This is a genomic window from Natronosalvus vescus, from assembly GCF_023973145.1.
Lineage (GTDB): Archaea > Halobacteriota > Halobacteria > Halobacteriales > Natrialbaceae > Natronosalvus > Natronosalvus vescus.
Genome location: NZ_CP099546.1, coordinates 1969083 through 1992451 on the forward strand (window position 1 = coordinate 1969083; position 23369 = coordinate 1992451).

The 23369-nt window shown below is 64.0% G+C and carries 19 protein-coding genes; 7 read left to right on the forward strand and 12 right to left on the reverse strand.

All coding sequences use genetic code 11. The annotated features are described in order from the left end of the window. Positions 1 to 104 precede the first annotated feature (104 nt). Positions 105 to 2948 carry a leucine--tRNA ligase gene (gene leuS, locus NGM68_RS09485; RefSeq protein ID WP_252697845.1) on the forward strand — a complete coding sequence of 948 codons (2844 nt, stop codon included), beginning with the start codon at positions 105 to 107 and terminating at the stop codon, positions 2946 to 2948. Positions 2949 to 3156: 208 nt separating this feature from the next. Here leuS and glnA read toward each other — a convergent pair whose 3' ends face one another. Next, positions 3157 to 4512: a type I glutamate--ammonia ligase gene (gene glnA / locus NGM68_RS09490; protein ID WP_252697846.1), complete on the reverse strand. Its 1356-nt coding sequence runs from the start codon at positions 4510 to 4512 to the stop codon at positions 3157 to 3159. Positions 4513 to 4634: 122 nt separating this feature from the next. On the opposite strand from glnA, the gene lrp reads away from it, so the two are divergent. Further along, complete coding sequence (lrp, locus tag NGM68_RS09495; RefSeq protein WP_484549493.1) at positions 4635 to 5096, forward strand: HTH-type transcriptional regulator Lrp; 462 nt, start codon at positions 4635 to 4637, stop codon at positions 5094 to 5096. A gap of 442 nt (positions 5097 to 5538) precedes the next feature. Here the strand turns inward: lrp and NGM68_RS09500 are convergent, their stop codons facing one another. Further along, complete coding sequence (locus NGM68_RS09500) at positions 5539 to 8559, reverse strand: RHS repeat domain-containing protein (RefSeq protein ID WP_252697848.1); 3021 nt, start codon at positions 8557 to 8559, stop codon at positions 5539 to 5541. Positions 8560 to 8795: 236 nt separating this feature from the next. Between NGM68_RS09500 and NGM68_RS09505 the strand changes: the two genes are divergently transcribed. Further along, positions 8796 to 9623, forward strand: coding sequence for a DUF4397 domain-containing protein (locus tag NGM68_RS09505; protein ID WP_252697849.1), 828 nt, complete (start codon positions 8796 to 8798; stop codon positions 9621 to 9623). Positions 9624 to 9662: 39 nt separating this feature from the next. Here the strand turns inward: NGM68_RS09505 and NGM68_RS09510 are convergent, their stop codons facing one another. From NGM68_RS09510 to NGM68_RS09525, 4 genes are all read right to left on the reverse strand, one after another. Next, on the reverse strand, positions 9663 to 11600 hold the full coding sequence (locus tag NGM68_RS09510) for an ABC transporter ATP-binding protein (RefSeq protein ID WP_252697850.1): 1938 nt from the start codon (positions 11598 to 11600) through the stop codon (positions 9663 to 9665). Positions 11601 to 11811: 211 nt separating this feature from the next. After that, positions 11812 to 11952 (reverse strand): hypothetical protein, encoded by a 141-nt coding sequence (locus NGM68_RS09515; RefSeq protein WP_252697851.1) that lies wholly within the window; start codon positions 11950 to 11952, stop codon positions 11812 to 11814. 118 nt (positions 11953 to 12070) lie between these two features. After that, positions 12071 to 13249, reverse strand: coding sequence for an aspartate kinase (locus NGM68_RS09520; RefSeq protein WP_252697852.1), 1179 nt, complete (start codon positions 13247 to 13249; stop codon positions 12071 to 12073). A gap of 94 nt (positions 13250 to 13343) precedes the next feature. After that, positions 13344 to 14462 carry an ATPase domain-containing protein gene (locus NGM68_RS09525; protein ID WP_252697853.1) on the reverse strand — a complete coding sequence of 373 codons (1119 nt, stop codon included), beginning with the start codon at positions 14460 to 14462 and terminating at the stop codon, positions 13344 to 13346. A 102-nt stretch (positions 14463 to 14564) separates the two neighbouring features. On the opposite strand from NGM68_RS09525, the gene NGM68_RS09530 reads away from it, so the two are divergent. Further along, positions 14565 to 15023, forward strand: a complete 459-nt coding sequence (locus tag NGM68_RS09530) for a hypothetical protein (protein ID WP_252697854.1) — start codon at positions 14565 to 14567, stop codon at positions 15021 to 15023. A gap of 141 nt (positions 15024 to 15164) precedes the next feature. Here the strand turns inward: NGM68_RS09530 and NGM68_RS09535 are convergent, their stop codons facing one another. The 5 genes from NGM68_RS09535 to NGM68_RS09555 form a co-directional block, all read right to left on the reverse strand. Further along, positions 15165 to 16460, reverse strand: a complete 1296-nt coding sequence (locus NGM68_RS09535) for a mechanosensitive ion channel family protein (protein WP_252697855.1) — start codon at positions 16458 to 16460, stop codon at positions 15165 to 15167. A gap of 79 nt (positions 16461 to 16539) precedes the next feature. Next, positions 16540 to 17232 (reverse strand): hypothetical protein, encoded by a 693-nt coding sequence (locus NGM68_RS09540; RefSeq protein ID WP_252697856.1) that lies wholly within the window; start codon positions 17230 to 17232, stop codon positions 16540 to 16542. 152 nt (positions 17233 to 17384) lie between these two features. Continuing rightward, a complete protein-coding gene (locus NGM68_RS09545; protein WP_252697857.1) occupies positions 17385 to 17810 on the reverse strand; it encodes a DUF5807 family protein in 426 nt (141 codons plus the stop codon). 177 nt (positions 17811 to 17987) lie between these two features. Next, positions 17988 to 18176 (reverse strand): hypothetical protein, encoded by a 189-nt coding sequence (locus NGM68_RS09550; RefSeq protein WP_252697858.1) that lies wholly within the window; start codon positions 18174 to 18176, stop codon positions 17988 to 17990. Between the two features lie 197 nt (positions 18177 to 18373). After that, positions 18374 to 19393 carry a phosphoribosylaminoimidazolesuccinocarboxamide synthase gene (locus tag NGM68_RS09555; protein ID WP_252697859.1) on the reverse strand — a complete coding sequence of 340 codons (1020 nt, stop codon included), beginning with the start codon at positions 19391 to 19393 and terminating at the stop codon, positions 18374 to 18376. Between the two features lie 296 nt (positions 19394 to 19689). Between NGM68_RS09555 and cofH the strand changes: the two genes are divergently transcribed. Both cofH and NGM68_RS09565 read left to right on the forward strand, forming a co-directional pair. Then, a complete protein-coding gene (gene cofH / locus NGM68_RS09560) occupies positions 19690 to 21069 on the forward strand; it encodes a 7,8-didemethyl-8-hydroxy-5-deazariboflavin synthase subunit CofH (RefSeq protein WP_252697860.1) in 1380 nt (459 codons plus the stop codon). Positions 21070 to 21256: 187 nt separating this feature from the next. Further along, on the forward strand, positions 21257 to 21529 hold the full coding sequence (locus tag NGM68_RS09565) for a hypothetical protein (protein WP_252697861.1): 273 nt from the start codon (positions 21257 to 21259) through the stop codon (positions 21527 to 21529). A 94-nt stretch (positions 21530 to 21623) separates the two neighbouring features. On the opposite strand, the gene NGM68_RS09570 is transcribed toward NGM68_RS09565, so the two are convergent. Continuing rightward, positions 21624 to 22172 (reverse strand): metallophosphoesterase family protein, encoded by a 549-nt coding sequence (locus NGM68_RS09570; protein ID WP_252697862.1) that lies wholly within the window; start codon positions 22170 to 22172, stop codon positions 21624 to 21626. A gap of 302 nt (positions 22173 to 22474) precedes the next feature. On the opposite strand from NGM68_RS09570, the gene azf reads away from it, so the two are divergent. Continuing rightward, the gene (gene azf / locus NGM68_RS09575) at positions 22475 to 23215 is read left to right on the forward strand and encodes an NAD-dependent glucose-6-phosphate dehydrogenase Azf (RefSeq protein WP_252697863.1); all 741 of its coding nucleotides are present in this window, start codon (positions 22475 to 22477) and stop codon (positions 23213 to 23215) included. The last annotated feature ends 154 nt before the right edge of the window (positions 23216 to 23369 follow it).

Here is a 23369-nt window from a genome sequence, read left to right on the forward strand (position 1 = left end):
GTTGAATCCGATTGAGGGTTCCGTTCGACACACGCCGCTGCGTTGAAACAGATCCGTCAGTCAATGTGGGAGTCCTTTTATCTACCCCACGACAAGAGGCATCCATGAGCTACGACCCACAGGAACTCGAGGCCCGCTGGCGCGAGCGGTGGGCCGAGACGGGGCGCTACGAGGCCGACCCCGACGGCAGAGATCCGGACGAGTCGACGTTCGTGACGGTGCCATATCCGTACCCGAGCGGCGGGATGCACATCGGTCACGCACGAACGTACACCGTCCCCGACGTGTACGCCCGCTACCGTCGCCAGCAGGGCGACAACGTCCTCTTTCCGATCGCCTGGCACGTCACCGGGACGCCAATCGTCGGCGCGGTCGAACGCCTGAAGAAGGGCGACGAGAGCCAGATCGACAGCCTGCAAAACGCCTTTGGCGTTCCCGAGTCGGATCTGAAAAACCTCGAGACGCCGATGGGGTATGCCCGGTATTTCATCGAGGAAGCCGACTGCAGCTACAAGACGGGAATGCGCCAGCTCGGCCTCTCGATCGACTGGCGACGCGAGTTTACGACGACCGACGAGCGCTACCAGCGCTTTATCACCTGGCAGTACGAGACGCTCAAAGAGCGTGGCCTGCTCGAGAAGGGCCTCCACCCGGTCAAGTTCTGTACCGAACAGGAGAACCCCGTCACGACGCACGACTTACTCGAGGGCGAGGACGTCGAGTACCAGGAGTACACGCTCGTCAAATTCGAGGGCGACGGCACGACTTTCCCGATGGCGACGCTGCGCCCCGAGACGGTTCGCGGGGTCACCAACGCGTACGTCGACCCTGCCGGCGAGTACGTCGAAGCCGACGTGGACGGTGAGCGCTGGGTCGTCTCGGTCGAAGCCGCCGAGAAACTCGAGTATCAGGCGCACGACGTCGCGGTCGAACGCGAGGTTCACGGCGAGGAATACGTCGGCGAGACGGTCACGAATCCGGTGACGGGCGACGAGGTACTGATCCTTCCGGCCGACTTCGTCGACACCGACAGCGGGTCGGGCGTCGTCATGTCCGTCCCTGCTCACAGTCCCGACGACTACCTGGCGTTGCAGGAGGCTACGGCCGACACCGACCGACTCGAGGCCTACGGCCTCGACGCCGACGTCGTCGCCGACATCGAACCCGTCCCGATCCTCTCCGTCGAGGGCTACGGTGAGGTTCCCGCGAAGGATGCCGTCGAATCCGCGGGGATCGACGCCTCGGACGACCCCGCCCTGAAGGACGTCACCCAGGAGGTGTACAACCGCGAATTCCACCAGGGTGAACTGAACGACGAGTACGGCGAGTACGGCGGTGCGGTCGTCGAGGACGTTCGCGACGAACTGAAAGCCCACTTCCAGTCCCAGGGAGCCTTCGATGCGATGTACGACTTCCCTGAACCCGTGATCTCTCGAGCCGGCGGCAAGGTCGTCGTCTCCTATCAGGACACCTGGTTCCTTCGCTACAACGACGAGGACTGGAAGGCGAAAACGAAGGAGGCAGTCGCGAACCTGGACGCGATTCCGTCGAACACCCGTGAGCAGTACGACCACACTGTCGACTGGCTGCAGGAGTGGCCCTGTATTCGAAACTACGGACTCGGCACGCCGCTGCCGTGGGACGAGGACTTCATCATCGAGCCGCTGAGCGACTCGACGATCTACATGTCGTACTACACGGTCGCCCACCGGCTCCAGGAGGTTCCCGAAGAAGCGCTCACTCGGGAGTTCTTCGACACCTTGCTCCTGGGCGAGGGCGACAACGAGACCGCGCTGGAACTGCGCGAGGAGTGGGACTACTGGTACCCCATCGACTACCGCTGTTCGGCCAACGACCTCATCTCGAATCACCTGACCTTCTTCCTCTACCACCACGCCGAACTGTTCGACCAGCCCAAGTGGCCCGAGGGGATCACCATCATGGGCATGGGGCTGCTCGAGGGTGAGAAGATGAGTTCCTCGAAGGGCCACGTCGTGTTGCCCGGCGAGGCCATCGACCGCTACGGGGCGGACACGGTTCGATTCTTCCTGCTCAACAGCTCCGAGCCGTGGCAGGACTACGACTGGCGCGCCGAGGAGGTCGGTTCGACGCGCGACCAGCTCGAGCGGTTCTGGAATCGTTCCGTCGAGCTAGTCGAGGGAGACGACGGGGCCAGGGAACTCGAGCAGGTCGACCGCTGGCTGCTGGCTCGACTGCAGGAGACGGTTCGGGCGGTCACCACTGCCATGGAGCGCTTCGAAACCCGAAAAGCCAGCCAGACGGCCTTCTACCGCTTCGAGGAGCACCTCAAGTGGTACCGCCGTCGTGCCGACCTCGAGCGGCCGGGGGCGCGCTGGACGCTCCGGACGGTACTCGAGACGCGCCTGCGGTTGCTGGCGCCGTTCGTCCCGTTCGTGGCGAACGAACTCCACGAGCGCCTGACGGGCGAACCGGCCGAGGACGTCCCGTGGCCCGAACCGGTGCCCGAGTTCGAGGAAGCGAGCGTGCTGGCCGAAGAGGGGCTGGTGAAAGACCTGGTCGAGGACGTTCACGACATCGTCGACGTCACCGACACCGATCCGGAGACGATCCGGATCTACGCGGCGGCCGACTGGAAGCGCGAGGTGTTCGATACGGTGGTCGAAACCGGCCCGAACCAGGGCGCGGTGATGGGGCAGGTCATGCAAAACGAGGCACTACGGGAGAAGGGCAACGCCGTCAACGACCTCGTCGGCGACCTCGTTTCGTTCGTTCGCGAGCGCGACGACGACACACTCGCGACCCTCGCTGGCATCGACGAGGTCGGGGTCTACGAGGAGGCCGTTGACTTCTTCGCTCGCGAGTTCGACGCCGACGTCGAGATCTACGCCGAGGACGCGGATCCGGTCGACCCCGCCGGCAAGGCGAGCCAGGCCCGGCCGTTCCGGCCGGCGATCCACCTCGAGTAAGCGCGACGTCGCCGATTCTTCTCGCTACCGAGTCGCTTTTTGATCCTCTCATCGAGCGTCATCGCTCACGATACCGACTCGAGGGCAACACTCGTGGTATGGTGTGGACGAGGGCCACACGTGGTATGGTGTGAAAAACGGGCCGCAACTGAACTGGCAACGAAGAACGTTGGCGTGAAACCGCCGATCTGAGGCCGTCAGTTAGCCGTTAGAACGTCTCGAGGTACTTCTCGATCTCCCACTCGGAGACCTCGATCAGGTACTCGTTGTACTCCTGTTTCTTCGCCTCGACGAACTTCGGCCCGACGTGTTCGCCCAGCGCGCTGAAGATTGCTTCGTCCGCCTCGAGTGCCTCGACGGCTTCGCCGAGGTTCGTCGGGAGCGTGTCGATGCCGTACTCCTCGCGTTTCGCCTCGTCGAAGTCGTAGATGTTCTCTCGAACCGGGTCGGGTGCCTCGAGGTTCTGCTCGATGCCGTCGAGACCGGCGTGGATCATGACGGCGAGCGCGAGGTAGGGGTTACACGACGGGTCGGGCGAACGGAGTTCGATACGCGAGGCAGCGGGCACGCGGGCCGCCGGTCTGCGGATGAGCGCCGAGCGATTGCGGTCAGACCAGGCGACGTACACCGGGGCCTCGTAGCCGGGTACCAGGCGCTTGTAGCTGTTGACCGTCGGGTTCGCGATGGCCGTGATCGCCGGGGCGTGCTCGAGAACTCCTGCGAGGAACGATTTGGCGCTGCTCGAGAGGTTGAACTCGTCGTCGTCGTCGTGGAAGGCGTTCTCGCCGTCCTTGGTGAACAGCGAGATGTGGGTGTGCATGCCCGAGCCGTTGACCCGCGGGATCGGCTTCGGCATGAACGTCGCGTGATAGCCGTGTTCGGCCGCGATGGCGCGAACGACCGTCCGGAAGGTACCGACGTTGTCGGCGGTGGTGAGCGCGTCATCGTACTCGAAGTTGATCTCGTGTTGGCCTTCGGCGACCTCGTGGTGGCTGGCTTCGATCTCGAAGCCCATGTTCTCGAGGCCGTAGATGATGTCTCGGCGGACGTCGCTCGCGAGGTCTTTCGGCGCGAGGTCGAAGTAGCCGCCGGCGTCGTTCGTTTCCGTCGTTGCACGACCCGATTCGTCCTCCTCGAACAGGAAGAACTCCGGCTCGGGGGCGGCGTTGACCGTGTACCCCATCTCGTTCGCGCGCTCGAGAGCGCGTTTCAGGATGTAGCGCGGGTCGCCTTTGAACGGTTCGCCGCTCGAGGTGTTGTAAACGTCACAGATCATCCGGGCGGAGGCGCTCTCGTGGCTCTGTCTCCACGGCAAGATTGCGAACGTGTCGGGGTCGGGCACGAGACGCATGTCCGACTCCTGGATACGCACGAAGCCTTCGATCGAGGAACCGTCGAAGTAGATCCCCTCGGTAAACGCCTTCTCGGCCTGCCGTGCCGGTACCGCGACGTTCTTTACGACACCCAGAATGTCGGTAAACTGGAGGCGAAGGAAGTCGACGTCTTTTGCCTCGATTTCGTCCAGAACTGCTTGCTCGGTCGAAGTGAGATTTCCGCTTGTCATCTTCTCGTCGTTCTACCCAACGATGTCTACTACTAAAATCCTGCTGTTCTGAGCAAATCTGCCCTGCCTGGTTTGAAACTGGATATTCGTAAAGTTCTAATGGGTGGGGGGAGTTGGTGAACGTGATGACGTACGAAAATCTCGACGCAAAGTTGGTGAATGCACTTCTGGGCGACGGTCGGGCCAGTCTCCGCAGCCTCGCCGAGGAACTCGACGTCTCCGTCACGACCGTCTCGAATCACCTCTCGGCTCTCGAAGAAGAGGGTGTCATCCAGGGCTACACCCCGCGTGTGAACTACGACGCCCTCGAGTACGACGTTACGGCCGTGATTCAACTGAAAGTCGAAGGGAACGCGCTGCCGGATATCACCGAGACACTGAAAGAACACCGTCAGATGATCTCGGTGTACGAGGTTACCGGGGACTACGACGTGATCGCCGTCGGCAAGTTCAGAGACACCGACGGGATGAACGACCAGATCAAGGCGCTGCTCACCGACCCCGACATCAAGGAGTCGAACACGAGCGTCGTGCTCAACGCCGTCACCGAAAACGAGCAGTTCGAACTCGAGATCGACGAGTAACACCGATTCGTCCCTTTTTGAGCGTCACCCCTGCGTACTAACGAGTTTGTCAGGGGTTCGGTGTTCGACCGTCTCTTTGCGCTCACTCGCCGACAGCATTCGTCGTCGCTATGCTGGTCACGCCTTCGAGCGGATTGAACTATAAAAAGTATAGTTTTATACACCCTGTTCCATAGCCGTCGATACCCGACGCTTCGGCTGACCGTCGCCGTCGTTTTCGACGGAACCGAAACGGAGCCCGTCCTGCTGGGGGTCGCTCGCGCCGTCGAGCGCACTCGAGTTTACGTTCTCGAGCGAACGCGAAGTGGTACCTCGAGGGTGAGGACGTTCTCGGGGGTGAGAAGAAGAGCGAGAGCGAGGTAGCTCGAGGCGTTGCCCGCTTGAGACGGGGATATGAGTGCTGTGATCCGGTCGGTGAGATGACGGGGTCTGGTCGTCGTTTTCAACTCTCACCGGAGTTATCGTTGCCGTCGGTATCGTCGGTATCGTCGGCGTCTTCGGTGCCGTCGGTATCGTCGGTATCGTTGGTTTCCTCGGCGTCTTCGTCGTTCTCGCCGTCATCACCGTCGTCTCCCGTCCCGAGGACGGTCACCTCGGTGCTGTCGCTGTCAGTACTCGAGCGCACCGTCACCGAAAACGTCTGATCGGTCTCGACGGGGTGAGTTTCCCAGCCGAAGGCGGTGTACTCCGTGGACTCACCGACGAGCGTCCACTCGGCGCTGTCGAGGACGGTTCCACCGGAGTCGACCAGCTCGATCGTATCGGTCACCTCGTGGTCGTGGCCGTTACCAAGCGAAACCTGCACTTCGAGATACTCGCCCCCGGTGACGCCGTCGAGCACCTCCGCGATGGAGACGTTCAGCCCCGCCTCCGGATCGGGATCGTCGTCATCGTCCTCCCCGTACGCACTCGCTGGCTCCGTCGCAACCTGCACTGGTTCCAGATCACCGAACGCCGAGAGGTCGATCGTCCACTCGAGGCGTTCGTCCCCATCCTGGGGCGTCCAGTGCACCGTGAACGAGTCGCTGCCGCTGGTGAGTTCGTTCGGCGGTGACTGGTCGGCCGTCCCGTCGGTGAACGAACTCCCTACCACGATGGACACGTCGTTCGGGTTGGTGTAGCCGAACGTCACGTCGTGGCCGTCGTCGTCGTCCGAGACCGACTGCACCTCGAGGCTCGGCACTTCAGGATCGATCGCACCACTACAGTCGTGCGGGTTCGAGTGGGTGGTCGAAGCCCCCATCGCGCTCGGGTCGCTGATCCCGGTGATGGCCGTGCCGAGTTCGCCGTAGTCGTTGACGGTGACCGTCGCGCTCGAGTCGTCCCCGGAGACGCCGCGCTCGTCGCCGATCTCGAAGACGATGGTACCGGAGAACGGCGCGGGGACGTGGTCGCCGATGGCGATGAGATCCTCGCCGGTCGTGGTGCCGACGCCGTGATCGGTGTTGAATACGGTGTGTGCCGAGATAGTGTCGCCGTCCTCGAAGCTGCCGGTGATCTCGACGCGCGAGCAATCGACGAAGTCGACCTCGAGGTCGCGGTCGTCATCGTCTCCATCTTCATCCTCATCACCGTCCCCATCGTCCGTCTCCAGCCCGCGTACCTCGACCGTTCGCGTGTCGCGCTCGCCATCGACCTCGATAGCGATCGGGAACGAAACGTCGCGCCTGACCGGATACGTCTCGTAGCCCAGCGTAACCGTCTGGGTGCCGTCGCCGGCCACCGTCACCGACTCGCTCTCGAGGGTCTCCCCGCCGACGAGCAACGACACGTCCTCGGTGACGTCGGTCGCGCGCAGGTTCTCGAGGTCGACGGTCACCTCGAGCCACTCGCCAGCGTCGACGGGGTCGTTGACCGCGCTGACCGTCGGCGAGAGCGAGGGCAGTTGCTCGGCGAACACCCGCACCAGCCGTCGGTCACAGGCGCCGTCGGTCTCGACGGAGAGGGGGAACTCGACGTTTTTCCGCACCGGATACGTCTCGTAGCCGAGTTCGACCGTCTCGACGTCGCCAGGCCCGAGTTCGACCTGTTTCGAGGCCACGCGGTCGCCCGCGACGAGGTGGACGGGCTGGCTCACCGACGCTGTCCCGGTGTTCTCGACGTCGGCCACGGTGGAGAGTGTCTCGCCCGCGAGGACGGGCGCATTAGTCTCGAGCATCCTGACGTCGAGATCGGCGACGCCGTCGGCGACAACCGAGACGGTTCGTTCGTCGGTGTCGTCACCGGTCGAAACCCAGACGGGGAACTCGACGTTCCGTCTAACGGGATAGGTCTCGTAGCCCAGCGTGACGGCGTCCATCTCGCCGCCGTCGACGGTCACCGTCAGGGAATCGACCGTCTCGTCGCCGACGATCAGTTCGACTTCCCGCGTGGCCGACCCGGTGCCGGTGTTCTCGAGATCGACGTCGACCTCGAGGAACTCGCCTGCGGCGACGGGGGCGTTGGTCTCCGTGATCGACGCCTGCAGGGGGCCGCCGTCCGTCTTCGTCACTGTCCACGGAGTGACCCTCGCCGTGGCGCCCCCGCTGCCGGCGACCCAGAGCTGGATCGGACAGCCGTGACAGAGGACGGCCCCGTCGACCTCGAGGGTCGCGGTATCGCTGTCGCCCGAGACAGGCGTGACGTCGAGGACGCGGTCGGCGTGGCCGAGCCACCAGACGACGTGCTCGAGTGCACCGGCCGGATCGCTCACGTCGGCGCGCAATTCCACGCTTTCGCCGGCGGTGGCCTCGAGCGTGCCCGGCGCTGGCGAGACGCCGTCGATTTCGGGCCCGTCGGTGGCCGCGGCGTCGACCTCGACCGTCCACCCGGCGGTCGCGTTTTGCTCCTCGCCGACGACGCTTGCTCTGATCGCGTACGTCCCGGGCTCCTCGAAGGTGTACTGCCAGTAGTCTCGCCCCGTCCAGCCGAAGTACTCGGCGTTCCAGGGCCCCATCGACCACCCGGAGTAGTCGTCGTCGAGATACCAGTGTGTCAGGCCACCGTAGCCGCCGTCTTCGTCGGGTTCGACCTCGAAGGTAACGGTCGTCCCAGGCGTGACCGATACCTGCGAGCCGGGTCGAACCCGGTCGTCCGCCAGGTCGTCGATGCCGGTCACCGAGACGGTGCGTTCGTCGACGGTGTCCCCCGCGGCGATGCGGACGGGGAACTCGACGTCCTGTCTGACCGGGTAGGTCAGGTGACTGAACTCGAGCGGTCGCGTGGCTCCGCCCTCGAGGGTCACCTGCCAGCGTCCGCCGATCGACTCGCCGCCAATGAGACACTGTGCCTCGACCTCGATTGTTTCGCTGGTCGTATTCGATACCTCGGCGACGACGTTGAGGAACTCGCCCGCCTGGACGGGATCGTTCGTCTCGACGATCTCTACCGACAGGTCGTCCGTGGTGGCCGTCGTTCCACCAGTGATCGACACGAGCACGCCGACGCCGGTTCCGAGCCCCACCAGATAGCCTCTCCGGCGCATAGTAATCGACTACGGAGGCCAGCACCAATATATTTCTCACATACTCACGGGAATTTAACCATTACTCGATGAGAGTCACGAACGGTGATAGATGACGCGTTTCTCCCGACAGCTGTAGGATCACCTTACCGTGACACTCCCGTGCTCGAGACCGTCGTAGACAGGGTCTACGCGCTGAGAGTCAGGGTAACTGACGCAGTGCTTTATGCGTTCGATCCGCCGACGTTCCCCGTATCATGACTGCTTCCAGACGACCGCTTACAGCCGCCGACCCGGCGACTGGCGTGACCATTGCCAGCAGCGTGTATGCACGCGGTGAACACGACGACGACGAACGCGACGACGGCGATGATGACGAAGGTGCCGACAGTGAAGCCGACGAAGGTGTCGACGGTGATACCCCTGACTCGGAGACGAACGGAGACGATACTGCCGACGAGGGGATGCCCGGCGACCGGCAGGCACCACTTACGGCCGTCCGCGTCGCTCACTTCTCTCCCGACGCCCCGGCCGTCGACATCTACGTCGACGGCGACCGCATCGTTTCGGAGCTGGAGTACGAGACGCTGACGCCGTACCTCGAGCTCGAGCCGGGGACGTACACGGTCACGATCAGACCCGCTGGCGACGAGGAGACCGTCGCCTTCGAGCGCGACCTCTGGCTCGGCCGCGCGTTCTACACCATCGCGGCAATCGGCTCGCTCGAGGCCGGCACCCTCCGGACGCACGTCCTGATCGACGACGGTTCGGTGTTGCTCCGGGCCGTCCACGCCGCGCCCGACGCGCCGGCGGTCGACCTCTACGCGAACGACGGCGACCGGCCGATCGTCGAGAACCTGGCGTTCGGTGATACCACCCACTACGTGTCGATTCCGGCCGCCAGCTACACCCTCGACGTCCGTCCGACCGGCGACGCTGCGACGACGGTCGCCTCGTTCGACGTGGATCTCGAGCGAGCGCACGCCTACACCGGATTCGCCGTCGGCTATCTCGAGCCGGGCGACGACGAGGATCGGGCGTTTACGCTTCGCGCGACGATCGATGGCGTCACCGGCACTCACTGAGCGCCGTCGACAGCTTTCACTGACCGCCCTCGCCGATGCTTACTGACCGCTCTCGCCACCATCGGCGAGGGTCTCGAGCGCCTCGTCGAGGTTGCCCGCCTGGGCCTCCCAGAGGGTCGCGTACCGTCCGTCGGCCGCGAGCAGCGTCTCGTGATCGCCGCGCTCGACGACTCGCCCGTCTTCGAGGACGAGGATGGTGTCGGCGTCGCGGATTGTCGACAGGCGGTGGGCGATGGCGAGCGTGGTACGATCCTCGGTGAGTCGATCGATCGACTGCTGGATCATGAATTCGGTCTTCGTGTCGACCGCGCTCGTCGCCTCGTCGAGGATCAGAATTTCGGGATCCTGCAACACCGTTCGGGCGAGCGCCACCCGCTGGCGCTGCCCGCCCGAGAGCTTGATCCCGCGTTCGCCGACGCGGGTGTCGTAGCCGTCCTCGAGGCCCTCGATGAACGCGTGGGCCTGGGCGGCTCTGGCAGCTTCTTCGACCGCATCGTCGCTCGCGTCGAAGTTGCCGTAGCGGATATTGTCCGCGATGGTGCCGTCGAAGAGGAACGTGTCCTGGCTCACGTAGCCGACGGCCCTACGGACGTCGTCGATCCGTAAGGAGCGGACGTCGTGGCCGTCGAGGCGAACCTCCCCGTCATCGACGTCGTAGAGACGGAGCAGGAGTTTGAGGAGCGTCGACTTGCCGGCGCCGGTCGCGCCGACGAGCGCGACCGTGTCACCCGGATCGGCGACGAAAGAGACGTCCTCGACGATGAGCTCCTCGTCACCCTCGAGGTCCTTGCCCAGCGCTCGGGCCTCGTCGGTCGCGTAGCTGAAGGTGACGTCGTCGTACTCGACGCGACCGTCGACGCGCTCGAGGTCGACGGGGTCGTCCGGGTCGGTGACGTAGACGGGGATGTCCATCAGTCCGAAGACGCGCTCGCTCGAGGCCTTCGCGTTCTCGTACTGGTCGACGATGTTCGAGACCTCGGCCAGCGGCGCGACGATGAACTGCGTCAGAAAGAGGAAGGTGACGAATTCCCCGACCTGGAGGGTGCCGGTCATCGGGCCGGGGGCGCTTTCCATGGCAATCCACCAGCCGCCGACGAGGAAGGTTGCGGCGAACGCGAGGCCAGCGAGGAGTTCCATCCCGGGTCGGTAGAGGTACGAGAGTTTGAGGACGGCCATCGTATCGTCGAAGAACCGTTTGGAGGCCTTTCGAACGCGCCCGACCTCGTGTTCTTCGCTGCTAGTCGTCTTCGTCAGGCCGACGCCCGAGATGCTGTTCTCGAGGCGGGTGTTGAGTCTCGCGACCGCCGAGCGCTGGCGGACGTAGCGGGGTTCGACCACCCGCATGAACCAGAGGGTGAAGACGAACATGGCGGGCACGGCGACGAGGGTGACGAACGCCAGTTGCCAGTTGAGCAAGAAGAGAATGGCCGTGATGCCGCCGACCATCACCAGCAAGCGCAGGGAGTTGACGAGCGCGTTGTCGAGGAACATCTCGAGGTTTCGAGTGTCGTCGTTGAGGACGGCCATCACCTCGCCGGTCTGTTTGTCGTCGAAGAAGGTCATGTCCAGGTTCTGCATCTTGGTGAAGCAGTCGACCCGGACGGAGTGCATCACCTCGTGGGCGAACAGGTTGGCGGAGACGCCGTAGATCCAGGTGCCGATTCCGACGGCGATGAACGCAGCGGCGATGGCGCTCACCGAAAACCAGAACTGCGCCATCTCCGTCGCCGGCAGCCACGCGTTCGGGACGACCGGAAGCGAGTAGGCGCCGTCACCGGCGAAAATGGCGTCGATCGCCGCCCCAAGGATCAGCGGCGGGATGAGGGAGGACATCTGGGCGATGAAGTTCGCGACCATGCCGATGGCGAACCAGTGGAGCCGTCCTGGCCCGTACTCGAAAAAGAGCCGCCAGAGCGGTCGGTCGACCTCGTCACGGTAGGCGTCGAACGGTGTCTCGTCGTCGGTCGTGGTACTCACTGGCGCATGCGTACTGTTTCGAACCGTAAATGGTGTACGATTCCGGCGAGCGGTACGGCCCTCGGTCTACACCGACCGTCGACGCACCTGCGGGCTTTCGGACTCGAGTCGCTCTCGATCTCAGTTCGCGCTCGAGGGGCTCGCTGAATCGACGGACGCACCTTCGGAACGACGCTCGAGAGCCTCACCGGGAAATCGACGCTCGAGTGCGTCACCGTACGTACAGGATAGCGATGCCGAGCGCGAGCAATCCGAGCCCCCACCACAGTGAGTCGCCGGGGAGGAAGACCAGCAGGAGGGTGACGATACCCGAGGTGAACAGCGACCAGCCGATCGTCGTTTGATAGGCCATATCGACACTACGCCGTCGAGCCCATTGAACAGCGGGGGTGGCTCGATCGGGTATGGGTCGCAAGGGTTCCGAACAGAATCGATCCTGGAACCCGATCAGAACAGAGTCTTGAATCCGATCAGAACAGATCCTGGGTGATCTCGAGCGTGCGCTCGCGGTCGTTCCAGTCGACGAAGAGCGCGACGCTGGTCGCGGAGGTGATGAGGTCGTGGACGTTGATGCGCGCTTCCGCGAGCGGGCCGACGATGCCCTGGATGACGCCTGGCTGGTTCGGCAGTTCGCCGCCGGTCACCCGAACGACGGCCAGGGGGGCGTCGACGGTGACGCTCGAGAGTTCGTTGCGGGCGATGACCTCCCGGTGGAGGATGTTCTCGGCGCGCTCGGACTCGTCCTCGTCGACGTAGAACGTCACGGAGTCGAGGCCGCTGGCGACGGCGTCGATGTTGATGTCGCTCTCGCCGAGAGCGGCCGACAACGACTGGAACACGCCGGGCTTGTTGCGAATCGCTCGCCCGGCGACGGTGAGACAGGCCAGAGGTTCCTCGCGCATGTCGACGAGGCTCTGGAACTCCCCTTCGATGCTCGTCCCGCCCGAGAGCAAGTCGCCGTGCTGGTAGTGGACGACGCGGACGGTGAGCTGACCATGCTTATAAGAGAGCGCGGAGGGGGCGACGACTTCGGCCCCGCGGAACGAGAGGTTTCGTAGCTCGTCGACGGAGATCTCCCCGACGTTTCGTGCGCCCTCGACGACGCGGGGGTCGCCGGTCATCACGCCTTCGACGTCGGTCACGATGACGACCTCGTCGGCGTCCATGTAGTTGCCGAGCATCACCGCCGACGTGTCGGAACCGCCGCGACCGAGCGTGGTCACCGAGCCGTCGGGGCCTTCGGCGAGGAAGCCGGTGATGACCGGGACGGTTCCCTCGAGGTCGCCGGCGAGGTCGGCCGCGCGGCGTTTGGTCTCCTCGACGTCGACCTCACCGAACTCGTCGGTGATGACGGGCCACCCCTCGCTGCCCGGTTCGTAGAAGGCGGCGTCGACGCCGCGGGCGGTGAGGGCGGCTTTGAGCATCCGGACGGAGGTACGCTCGCCCATGCTAACGATCTGTGCGCGGTCGGCCTCGTCGGCCTCGAAGGTGATCTCCTCGAGCAGGTCGTCGGTGGTCGATCCCATGGCGCTGGCGACGACGGCGATCTCGTGGCCGTCGGCGACGGCGGCAGCGATGGAGTCGGCGGCCCGATTGATCCGGTCGCCGCTGCCGAGGCTGGTGCCGCCGAACTTGGCTACGACGCGCATCGAATCACCCGGGTGGCTGACGGCGTCGCGGTGGCATCACGCATGTGCCCTCGTTACCAGAGCGAGCAAATAACTGTGTCCCTCTGTCCGATTTTTACCCCTGTTTCGGCTCGTTTTCGGGCTCGCTCGAGGCGGTTTCTCCGGGCACGGTCGCCCCCTTCACGTCCTTCGATTCGCCGGTTTCGATACCGTTCTTCGTCCCGTTGCCCTCGTCGGATTTTTGCTCCCCTTTGCCCCCGTCGCTCGCGTTCGCTTTCACCTCCTCGAGCGGGTCGAACGTCACCATCCCGAGGCCGCTCGTGTACTCGTAGGTGTGCCACTCCGAAACCGTGAGGACGCCGCGAAGCTTTCGCACGCGGAGCCGTCGAAAGAGTGTGTCCTCGATCACAGAGCCGTCGAGCGCTAGGTCGACGACGCCGTCGGCGACGTAATCGAGGTTCCGCGGGAACGAATCCGCCTCGCCAGCCACGGTCGCGCCGGCGATGATCGGGACGAATCGCCCCTTACAGACTTCGGCTCTGACGTTTTTGACGAAGTCGTAGGCCTGTACCGGCTGGACGAGCGAGCCGAACTCCGCGATCGAGTCGACGACGACCAGTCCCGTCTCGACCATCTCGAGCGCCTCGAGGCAGTTGTCGAGGGCGTTCTGTACCTCGTAGCTGTCGCTCGGATCTCTGACGGCCGTCGTCTGGGGCTCGGTCGCCCGACGGAGGTGCGTGTTCCAGGCGGTCATCCGATCGTAGAGGCGCTCGCGGTCGTCCATCCGGTAGGTGAAACAGTCGACGATGTGTAGCTGGTCGCGCTCGAGGTACGGCAGGACGTTCCAGTCCATCGCGAGGAAGTTTTCGACCACCGAGGTCGGCGGCTCGGTGAACGCGACGATGACGGCGGGTTCGCCGCGCTCGAGGGCGCGCCAGACCAGTTCGGCTTCGATGGCCTCCTCGCGGGTGCCGGAGTTTCCGAGCAACAGGACGAACGAGTTGCGCGGCAATCCCTGGGGGAGACAGGCGTCGAGACCGGCGACGCCGGGTCTGACCTTCCGGTGGCCCTCGCTCCCGGTAACCGCTCCCCCGTTGTCCTCGTGCGCGTTTCGGCAAGTCTGTGAGCAAAACGCCAGCGTCGTCCCGCCTTCCTCGATAGAGAGCGGCTCGAGCGGACACGTCTGCTGACAGAACGCACACGTCTGCCGGTCGGCCGCGGAGTCGGTGGGCATACCGTGTCGTTTGCTCCCGCTGCACAAGAATGTGTTTGAACCCCTATACGTTCGTCAATCTTCGGCTGGATTTATGGTAGTGCGAGTCAATACCACACACCAATGAACGTACGGGATGCCCTCGAAGCCGACGCCGATGCGCTCGCGTCCATCGCCGACTCCCCCACCGACGTCATGCGAAACCTCGTTCACGACCGGACGGTTCGCGTCGCCGAGGACGGCACCCACGATCCGAACGCCGACGTCGGAGCGGCAGACGACGACGGCCAGCCCTCACAGTACGGCGAGTCGAACCCCGAGGATCTCCTCGGCTTCGTCAGCTTCGACGTACAGGGAGATACCGTTCACGTCACCCAAATTGACGGCACCGAAGACGCCTGCGAACGGCTGCTGGCCGAACCCGTCCGATTCGCCGAATGTGAGGGGATGGCCGTCGAAGTCCTCGTCCCGACTGATAACGACACCGTCGAGGATGCGGCCGCCTCGCTGGGCTTCGGCAGACAGGGATTCGGTCCGCGGTTCGACGGCGCTCGCACGGTTCGGTTCCGTCTCGAGCCCTGACAGTCAGTTCTGGTGTTGGGTTGATACGGACGCCTCGAGCGACGGGTTCGAGCAGGATACTGGATACTACTGGATCGATAACCGGCCCAATGCTCACACTGGCCTGTGTAGGTCGCTGGGTTACGATACGGCTGTGCTGACTCACTCTCGTTTGTCGGGGTCGGTCGGTGCTGTTTGCTCCGGATCGGCGGCCGCTGTCGTGTCGGTGGTGTAGGGGCGACGCTGGCCACCTGGCGTGGTCTCGGCTTCGGATGTGTCATCCGTTCGTAGCGGGCCCAGACTCGCGTGTTCGTCGAACCGGTGTTCGGCACCGTCCTCGAGAAACGAGAGTTCCCGCTGGGGGAACGGAATCGTGATCCCCGCATCGTCGAAGGCGTCGTACACCCGGCGGTTGACCTGGTCGATGGCCCGTTTTTTCGTCAGCGGGTGGGAGATAAACGCCTGCAATTCGAAGATGAGCGCCGAGTCGCCGAACTCGTCGAACAGCACCCGCGGGACGGGCGACTCCCGAATCAGTGGCGCGTCTTCACACGCCTGGAGTACGAGTTCCTCGACTTCGTGGTAGTCCGTTCCGTAGGCCGCCGAGAGCGGGACGCGAATTCGAATGTGACGCTGTGGGGCGGTCTCGTTGACCACCTGCGTCGAGTTGAGCACGGAGTTGGGCACCGTCACGAGCACGTTGTCGGTCGTGAGCACCGTCGTTGAGCGAATACCGACATCGGTGACCGTCCCCCGCATCTCGTCGTCGACGTGGATGACGTCGCCGATCTTGTACGTGTTGTCGAAGTAGAGTGCGACCCCACCGATCAGGTTGCTGATCGCGTCCTGGGCGGCAAAGCCGAGGACGATCCCCAGAATCCCCGCCGACGCGAGAAACGGCGTGATCTCGAGGTTCCAGATCGAGAGCAACAACAGGAGACTCCCGACGACGACCCCGATCGTCCACAGGTTCTTGAACATCGGCGCGAACTCGTAACTCGCGCCGACGTCGTTGAGGTACCCGATCCAGCGATTGCCGATCCGGATCGCGGTACGTGCCCAGATGACGACTGCGACGGTTGCGATGGTGCCCGGCAAGACGGAAGCGGAATCGGGTACGTTGAGCACGTCGAGGCTCAGGTAGATGCCGAGAAGCCCGACCGTGATCGCGACCGGCGTGTGAATCTCTTCGAAGACGGCTCGAGTGAACGACGACCCCTCGGCTACTGGTTCGGCGAGTCGCCGACGACTCCACCAGGTGATCGCCCGCGCCAGCAGATACGAACCCACGAGGATAAACGGGATCAGGGGCCACCGGTCGGTATCGGTGGTTTCGAAGAAGCCCGTGAAGCTCTCGAGCCACGGGCCGAGAAACGCTATCCAGAACACCAACCCGCTGGCGTCGCTCCAGTCGATCGCGACTGCGAGCGCGCCATCGACGAGGGTGGTGAGGGCCATGTAACGTCGATTTACCCCTAATAAACGAGCTGTTATAACTCTTTGAGTCGGCGATAGATGGCAAGAGGGTCTCGATCGATCACTGCCTCGAGAGGAAGTACCGTAACACGAGTTGCAGGACGTGGACGAACACCCCGGCAACGGCGATGTAGACGCCGATGGTCTGGAGGGCGACGGAGGCGTTTCGCTGGTCGCGAACCTGCCAGATTTCGTAGCCGAGTCGCAACAGGAAGCCGAGGAAGATCAGGACGAACCCGACGAGCAACACGGGCGTGACGAACGTCCCGATGGCGATGGCGATCACGCCGCCGATGAACGAGAAGGTGGCGAACCGTCCCCAGCCCTCGAACGTCTTCGACCGAGCGTAGACGTAAGTGGCGATGACGGCGGTCACGACGGCGACGACGATGGCCGTCGCGCCGAGGATCGTCGGCTGTTGAGCTCGCGGAGCCAGGCTGAGGACGCCGGCACCGAACACGCCGAATGCGAGCTGGAGAATTACCATACCGATGAACGCGATGCCGAAATCGCCGCCGGTGACGCCGCGTTCGGCGATCAGTTCCCCGCCCGTGATGGCCGCCCCGTAGATGAGGACGCCGACGATGGGATACTGGAAGAGGACGGCGTTGACGCCCTGGAGGGGCGTGACGACGATGGCGTACATCAGGGCGACGTTGATCGCCATCAGCGCCGTCGCGCCACCAATAACCCGAAATTCACGGCTCGAGAGACCGGTACTGGTGTCGGTCTCGTACGACGAATCGATGCTCATAGGCGGTGGCTACCGTGCTGACGTACAAAAAGGTGTGTTACTTCACTGGTAACCGACCGAGTGAACCCGTTGACGGCGGGCTCACTGCTCGAGCCTCCGGACGAACGCGACGCAATCGAGCCCCTCACCGGACGAACGCGACGCTCGAGGGGCTACCCCTGGACGACCCACCGATCGGAGTACGCCGTTCCACAGGTGCAGCGGGCGTAGGCGTGGATCACGTCACCCTCGCCGTACACTCCGCCCACGTCCTCGTTCTGAGCTTCGGCAAAAGCGAATACGAATTGTACCGCGTGGTCGCCTTCATCGGGGTTGTCGGGACAGGTGCCGCCGGCCAGGTCGTCGTCGATAATCCCCTCGTGTTCCATCGCCTGGCGAGCAAAGCCCATCGCGTCCGTGCCGGTGGCGGCGTTGAACGCGTTGCGGCCGCGTTCGCCGTCGACGACGATCAGAACTCCTCCCTCGACGGTCTCGCCGTAGTCGGCGAGTCGGTCGTCGGAGACGTACGATTCCGCCAGAAAGAGCGCGACGTCCTCGAGTCGCTCGCCGGCGAGAAACGCCTCGCGTGCCTCGGTCATGCCGAGCAGTTACACGTCAGGAGGGAAAAAGGACGCGACACCGCGGTCGTTCGACGGAAAGACGCCACTGGCCGGTGCGCGGTAATCAAAAACCCGTCGGTTCCCCGGGTAACGGTTTCCCACCGATCGCCAATCCTGTGGCAGGTAATCGGCAGTACGTTACCAAAACGATCCCTATCAGTCCCCGTGCTGGACGTCGGGTTCGAGCGATCCCGTGTGCGTAGCGGCGTTGAGACGCTCGGCCCACGTGTCGGAGACGACGGGGGCGAGGGCGAAGAACGTGATGACGCTGATGAACGTCAGGAGGGCGATGCTCGAGATGACGGTGACGATAACCGTTGGATCAGTAGTGAGGAAGCTCAGCATGGTGATCGTGGACTATCCGTTTCTACGAAATCTACCCATATGAGCGTTACTTTGTTCGATTATCGTCGTTATTAATTGTGATTGTTGTGTGGTAACGACACTCACTGATAACCTGTCTCGTTCGTCCGCGGTCGGATCGGGGGCCGCGACGCGCCGGGCACCTCGCCCCTGGCGACAGCCGTCGTGATGGTGGCGGCTTACAGCCGATTGACGGCACCGATCGCACTCGAGAGCGGCGGTGCATCGAACAGCTCTCGGCCGATGTAGGCGTTCGCCCCCGCACAGTACATCGACCGGGCGACCTCGAGGACGTCCTCCTCGAGCGAGGCCGGGTCGCGATCACAGAGGGACTTCCAGTCGGCGACGTCCTCGGCTTTGGCCTGTGCCTTCGCGTCCGAGACGGCCTCCACCCACTCCGGCTGGGTGCGCTTGTGATACTGCCGAATGACCTCCTTCGAGAGTTGCGTGCCCTCGTAGCTAAAGCGGTTCTCGTCGAAGGTGCCGACGACGTCGGCCACGCGGATCTCTCCCCGGTAGTATAGACACTCGATCTTGCCGTCCTCGTGGGACAGCCCGGCCTCTTCGGCCCGATCGGTGACCACGCGGTTGACCCCACGAGCGACTTCCTCGAGGTCGTCGATGACGGCTTTCCCGGCGATCGCGTCGGCCTCATCGCGGTCGAGATACCGGTCGCCCTTCTCGTACTTCGTCGAGAACTCGACGATCGGTTCCGCGAGGTCGACGGCCTCCTCGGGCCAGCTCTCGAGGTCGAGGCCGTGGTCGGCGGGGTCGGTTCGTCGACGAAGGCTCGAGCCCACAGGGACGCGGTTTCGGAAGATGATCTCGAGGGGGATCAGGTAGTTCTCGCCCGCCTCGGCGTGGTAGGCGTCGTAGTCGTAGGTGCGCCCCTCGTGTGGCAGGTCGGGCACCTGCGTCAGTTCGATCGCCATCTCGAAGGGTGGACGGGTAGCGTCCGCGAGGGAGCGGACGTCGCCGTCCTCGACGACGCCGCGGTAGTGCGTCGAGATGCCCGCTGCCTCGAGGCGTTCGAAGTTGAACGCGCCCATCGCACAGAGGCTCGCGCCCTTGTCAGGGATCTGGTCGGGCATCTTCCCCCAGTCGAAAACGGAGTACTCGTCGGTGAAGATGAACGCGCCCCGCCCCAGTTCGTCGGCGGTGGCCGCCTCGTCGATCCGGAACTCCTTGACGCTCGTCACGCGAGCCACCTCGAACGCGAACTCGTCGTCGGTGCCGTTGGTGTGGCTGTCACCACAGAGCCGCCATACATATTCGAGAAGCCGTTGTCGCGGCCTAAGAAGGTTGCAGTTTCGCGCTCGTCCGCTCGAGCCCGGATCTCGTCCCCGGCCGTCGTCTCATCGCACCAGTGAGCCCTCTGTGCGGTCTCCGATTCGCTCGGAGGGTGTTCAGTCTCCCGTTCGCCCGGAGTGTGTTCAGTCGGTGAAACCGACCCCTTTCAGCACGTTTTTCCCCTTCTACCCACATCGTCTCCACGATGGACGCCCCGGTGACCGACGACGACCTCGCGTTCGAACACCGTCCCGAGACCGATCAGTCGTTCGAAAACGCTCTCGAGAAGGCTCGAGACGGCATCCGACTGACGGTCGAGGACGGTATCGAGTTGCTCACCACGGGCACCGACCGCGAGGGAATCGATCGTCGCCGGAAGGAACTGGTACTCGAGGCAGCCGACCAGCGCCGACGGGAGGTCGTCGGCGACGAGGTCACCTTCGTCGCAAACCTGAACAACAACGTCACGACGGCGTGTAACGTCGGCTGTCTCTTCTGTAATTTCAAGGACACCGCCCACACCTTCGAGGTCGACTACGACGGCCCCGAGACGGCGGGGTTCACGAAGACGCCAGCCGAATCCCGCGAGATCGTCAGCGACGCCGTCGAACGGGGGATCTACGAGGTCTGTTCGGTTTCGGGCCTGCACCCGGCGTTCGCGCTGGACGACGAACACCGCGAGATCCTCGAGGCCCGCGATCCGAAGGCGGTCAACTACATCCCGCCCGAGCGCTACGAGACCGATCCCGGCACCTACGCCGACCAGCTCGAGGCGATGAGCGTCGACGGCGTGCACGTCCACTCGATGACGCCAGAGGAGGGCTACCACGCCCGCCGAGGCACCGACTGGTCGTACGAGGAGGTGTATCGTCGCCTTCGGGACGCCGGACTCGACACCGTGCCGGGGACGGCCGCCGAAATCCTCGTCGACGAGGTGCGCGACGTCATCTGCCCGGGGAAGATCCGCACAGGCGACTGGCTCGAGGCGATGGAGGCCGCGGCGAACGTCGGTCTGGGGCTGACGGCGACGATCATGTACGGACACGTCGAGAACGAGGCCCACCGCGTGATGCACCTCGAGCGCGTCCGCCGGCTCCAGGAGCGCGTCGACGGCGCGATCACCGAGTTCGTGCCGCTCTCGTTCGTCCACCAGCACACGCCCCTGTACGAACACGGGGTCGTCTCCGGCGGTGCCAGCCAGGACGAGGACGAACTCATGATCGCTGTCTCGCGGCTCTTTCTCGACAACGTCAATCACGTCCAGTCATCGTGGGTCAAGTACGGCGACGAAGGCGGGCTGAAGATGCTCACCTGCGGGGCCGACGACTTCATGGGGACGATCCTCTCCGAGGAGATCACGACTCGCGCGGGCGGCGAACACGGCGAGTTCCGCTCGTTCGCCGACTACGTCGAGTTGATCACCTCAATCGGCCGGGTGCCGGTCGAACGCTCGACCGATTACGAAACCCGGCGGGTGATCGATCCCGACGACCCGCCGTTTGGGCCACAACTCGGGCCGAAAGCCGACGGGACGCCCCTGCTCGAGGCTGACGTGGGGAAACGGTCACCCGCCGCGGACGACTGACACCGCGGACGACTGATAGGGACTCTCGTAACAATGCACTGCCGAGCGCTCGCCACGGAGTCGGCACTTTACGGTACGTGTCTCCAACAGTCCCAATGACGGGTCTCGAGTTCGCCAGCGCGAAGGCCACCAGGAGCCCGCCGCCAGCGTCACCACGATTTTTGTCGTTCCCGTCCGTCGTTCGCGTATGAATCACCTCCGTCCCGCAGCCGACGAGCGCTGGCACCTCCCGAAACACGCCCACATCGTCGTCTACGAGCGAGGCACCGACGAGCGGGGTCTGCTCACGATTTACGACTGTGGGGCCGCCCAGAAACCGCCGTCGGCACAGCTACTCGGCCAGCTCGAGAGCGTCGACGCCCGGGCGCAAATCGAGTCGATCCCGACGGGACGGGTCGTCAGCATGCGCGAGCGATCGGTGCTCGAGCGCCGCGAGGGTGATCGGTTCGTCATCCGGTGAGCCTGATCTCGACCGGCTCTGTCGACTCAGGAACTGTCCCATACTCCACGTCGACGTTACAACGGTAAACCTCGGGGCTCGACCTAGAGGCGGTTCACGGCGACTCGTGGAGCGTTACGTCAACAGCACCCGCAGATACCTCGACAGTCATCATCGTTGCCGTCCCATCGGCTGGGCCGACGCCCGTCGCACTCCCCGGGTTCAACACCCGAACACCGTCGTGATACTCGTCTTCGACTTCGTGGCTGTGGCCGCCGATACCGACGACTTCGTCGTCCGCGTCAGCTCTCGCCCGTGCCGTATCGGCGACGGCGTCGAGCCAGTCGTCGCGGTCGAAGACGACGCCCTCCGAACTCGACACCGCCCGCTCGACGAAGTTGATTATCCCGTGTGAAACGACGAACGTCACACCGCTGACCGTGACCGACGCAACTGCCGGAAGATCGATACCGACCGGGTCGGCGTTTCCGTAGACCGCCGTGAGGTCGTCGGCGAGTTCTCGCACGTTCGCGAGCGCCTGATTCGAACCGAAGTCCCCTGCGTGAACGACGTGGTCGGCCTCCTGGACGTGCTCGCGGAACTGATTGGGCAACTGCTCAGCTTGATCAGGAACGTGCGTGTCGGAGAGAATAGCGATTTCCATAATCCCGGGTTGTTCCATCGTAGTAAATATGTACTGGGTGTGTCATTTCCCCATCATTTTTCGTGTTCAGCAGCCTGTTTGCGACAGCGATCGATGCATCGGTTACTGCTCCGCTACCTGCTTCCACTGTTCTCCTCACGAAGATCGCTTCCCTATCATTCTCGAGGAGCCGCCAGTGTCGCCGTACCGAATCCACCTCGAGCGCCGACCGGCGTCCGTTTCCGAATCGACACCGCACCGCCTCGAGCACGCCGACGTCGAACCGCACGTTTCTTATCACCCCTCGCCTACCACTCGAGTGAATGCACACGGTCCTGCTCACGGGGGCTGGAGGACGCGTCGGCGACGCGATCCTCGACGAACTCGCCGACGACTACGAGTGGCGGTTGCTCGACCGGGATCCGCTGACGGGCGACCTCCCGGGGGAGACTGTCGTGGCCGACATCACCGACGAGACGGCCGTCCGGGAGGCCATGGAGGGAATCGACACGGTGATCCACCTCGCGGGTGACCCGCGTCCGGAAGCCCCCTGGGACAGCGTCCTCCGCAACAACATCGACGGCACGCAGACGGTGTTCGAGGCGGCGGTCGACGCCGGTGTCGAGAACGTCGTCTTCGCCTCCTCGAACCACGCCGTCGGGGCCTACGAGACCGAAGCTCGGCGACCCGACCTCTACCGGGAACACGACGAGTTTCGACTCGACGGCTCGGAACTCCCCCGGCCCGGCAACCTCTACGGTGTTTCGAAAGCCGCCGGCGAGACCCTGGGTCGGTACTACTACGACGAGTACGGCCTCTCGGTCTGCTGTGTCCGCATCGGGAACCTGACGAAAGGCCATCCGCCCATCGATTACGAACGCGGACAGGCGATGTGGCTCTCCTATCGCGACTGTGCGCACCTCGTCGATTGCGCGATCCAGGCTGACTACGATTACGAAATCGTCTACGGTATCTCCGACAACGACCGCAAGTACTACTCCATCGACCGCGCTCGCGAGGTGCTCGGCTACGAGCCACAGGACAATTCGGCGGCCCACGAGTAGCCTCGAGGCGACGCTCCCTGCCTCCTTGCCTTCCTCCCTGCTTTCTTCGCTCCCTCCTTCCCAACCCCCATCCACGTCGAGGCGCCGCAAGAGATGGATTTAAGCGAGTCGCCCGACGACTGCCCGCTATGAGCACTGCAACGAAGGTCGTCGT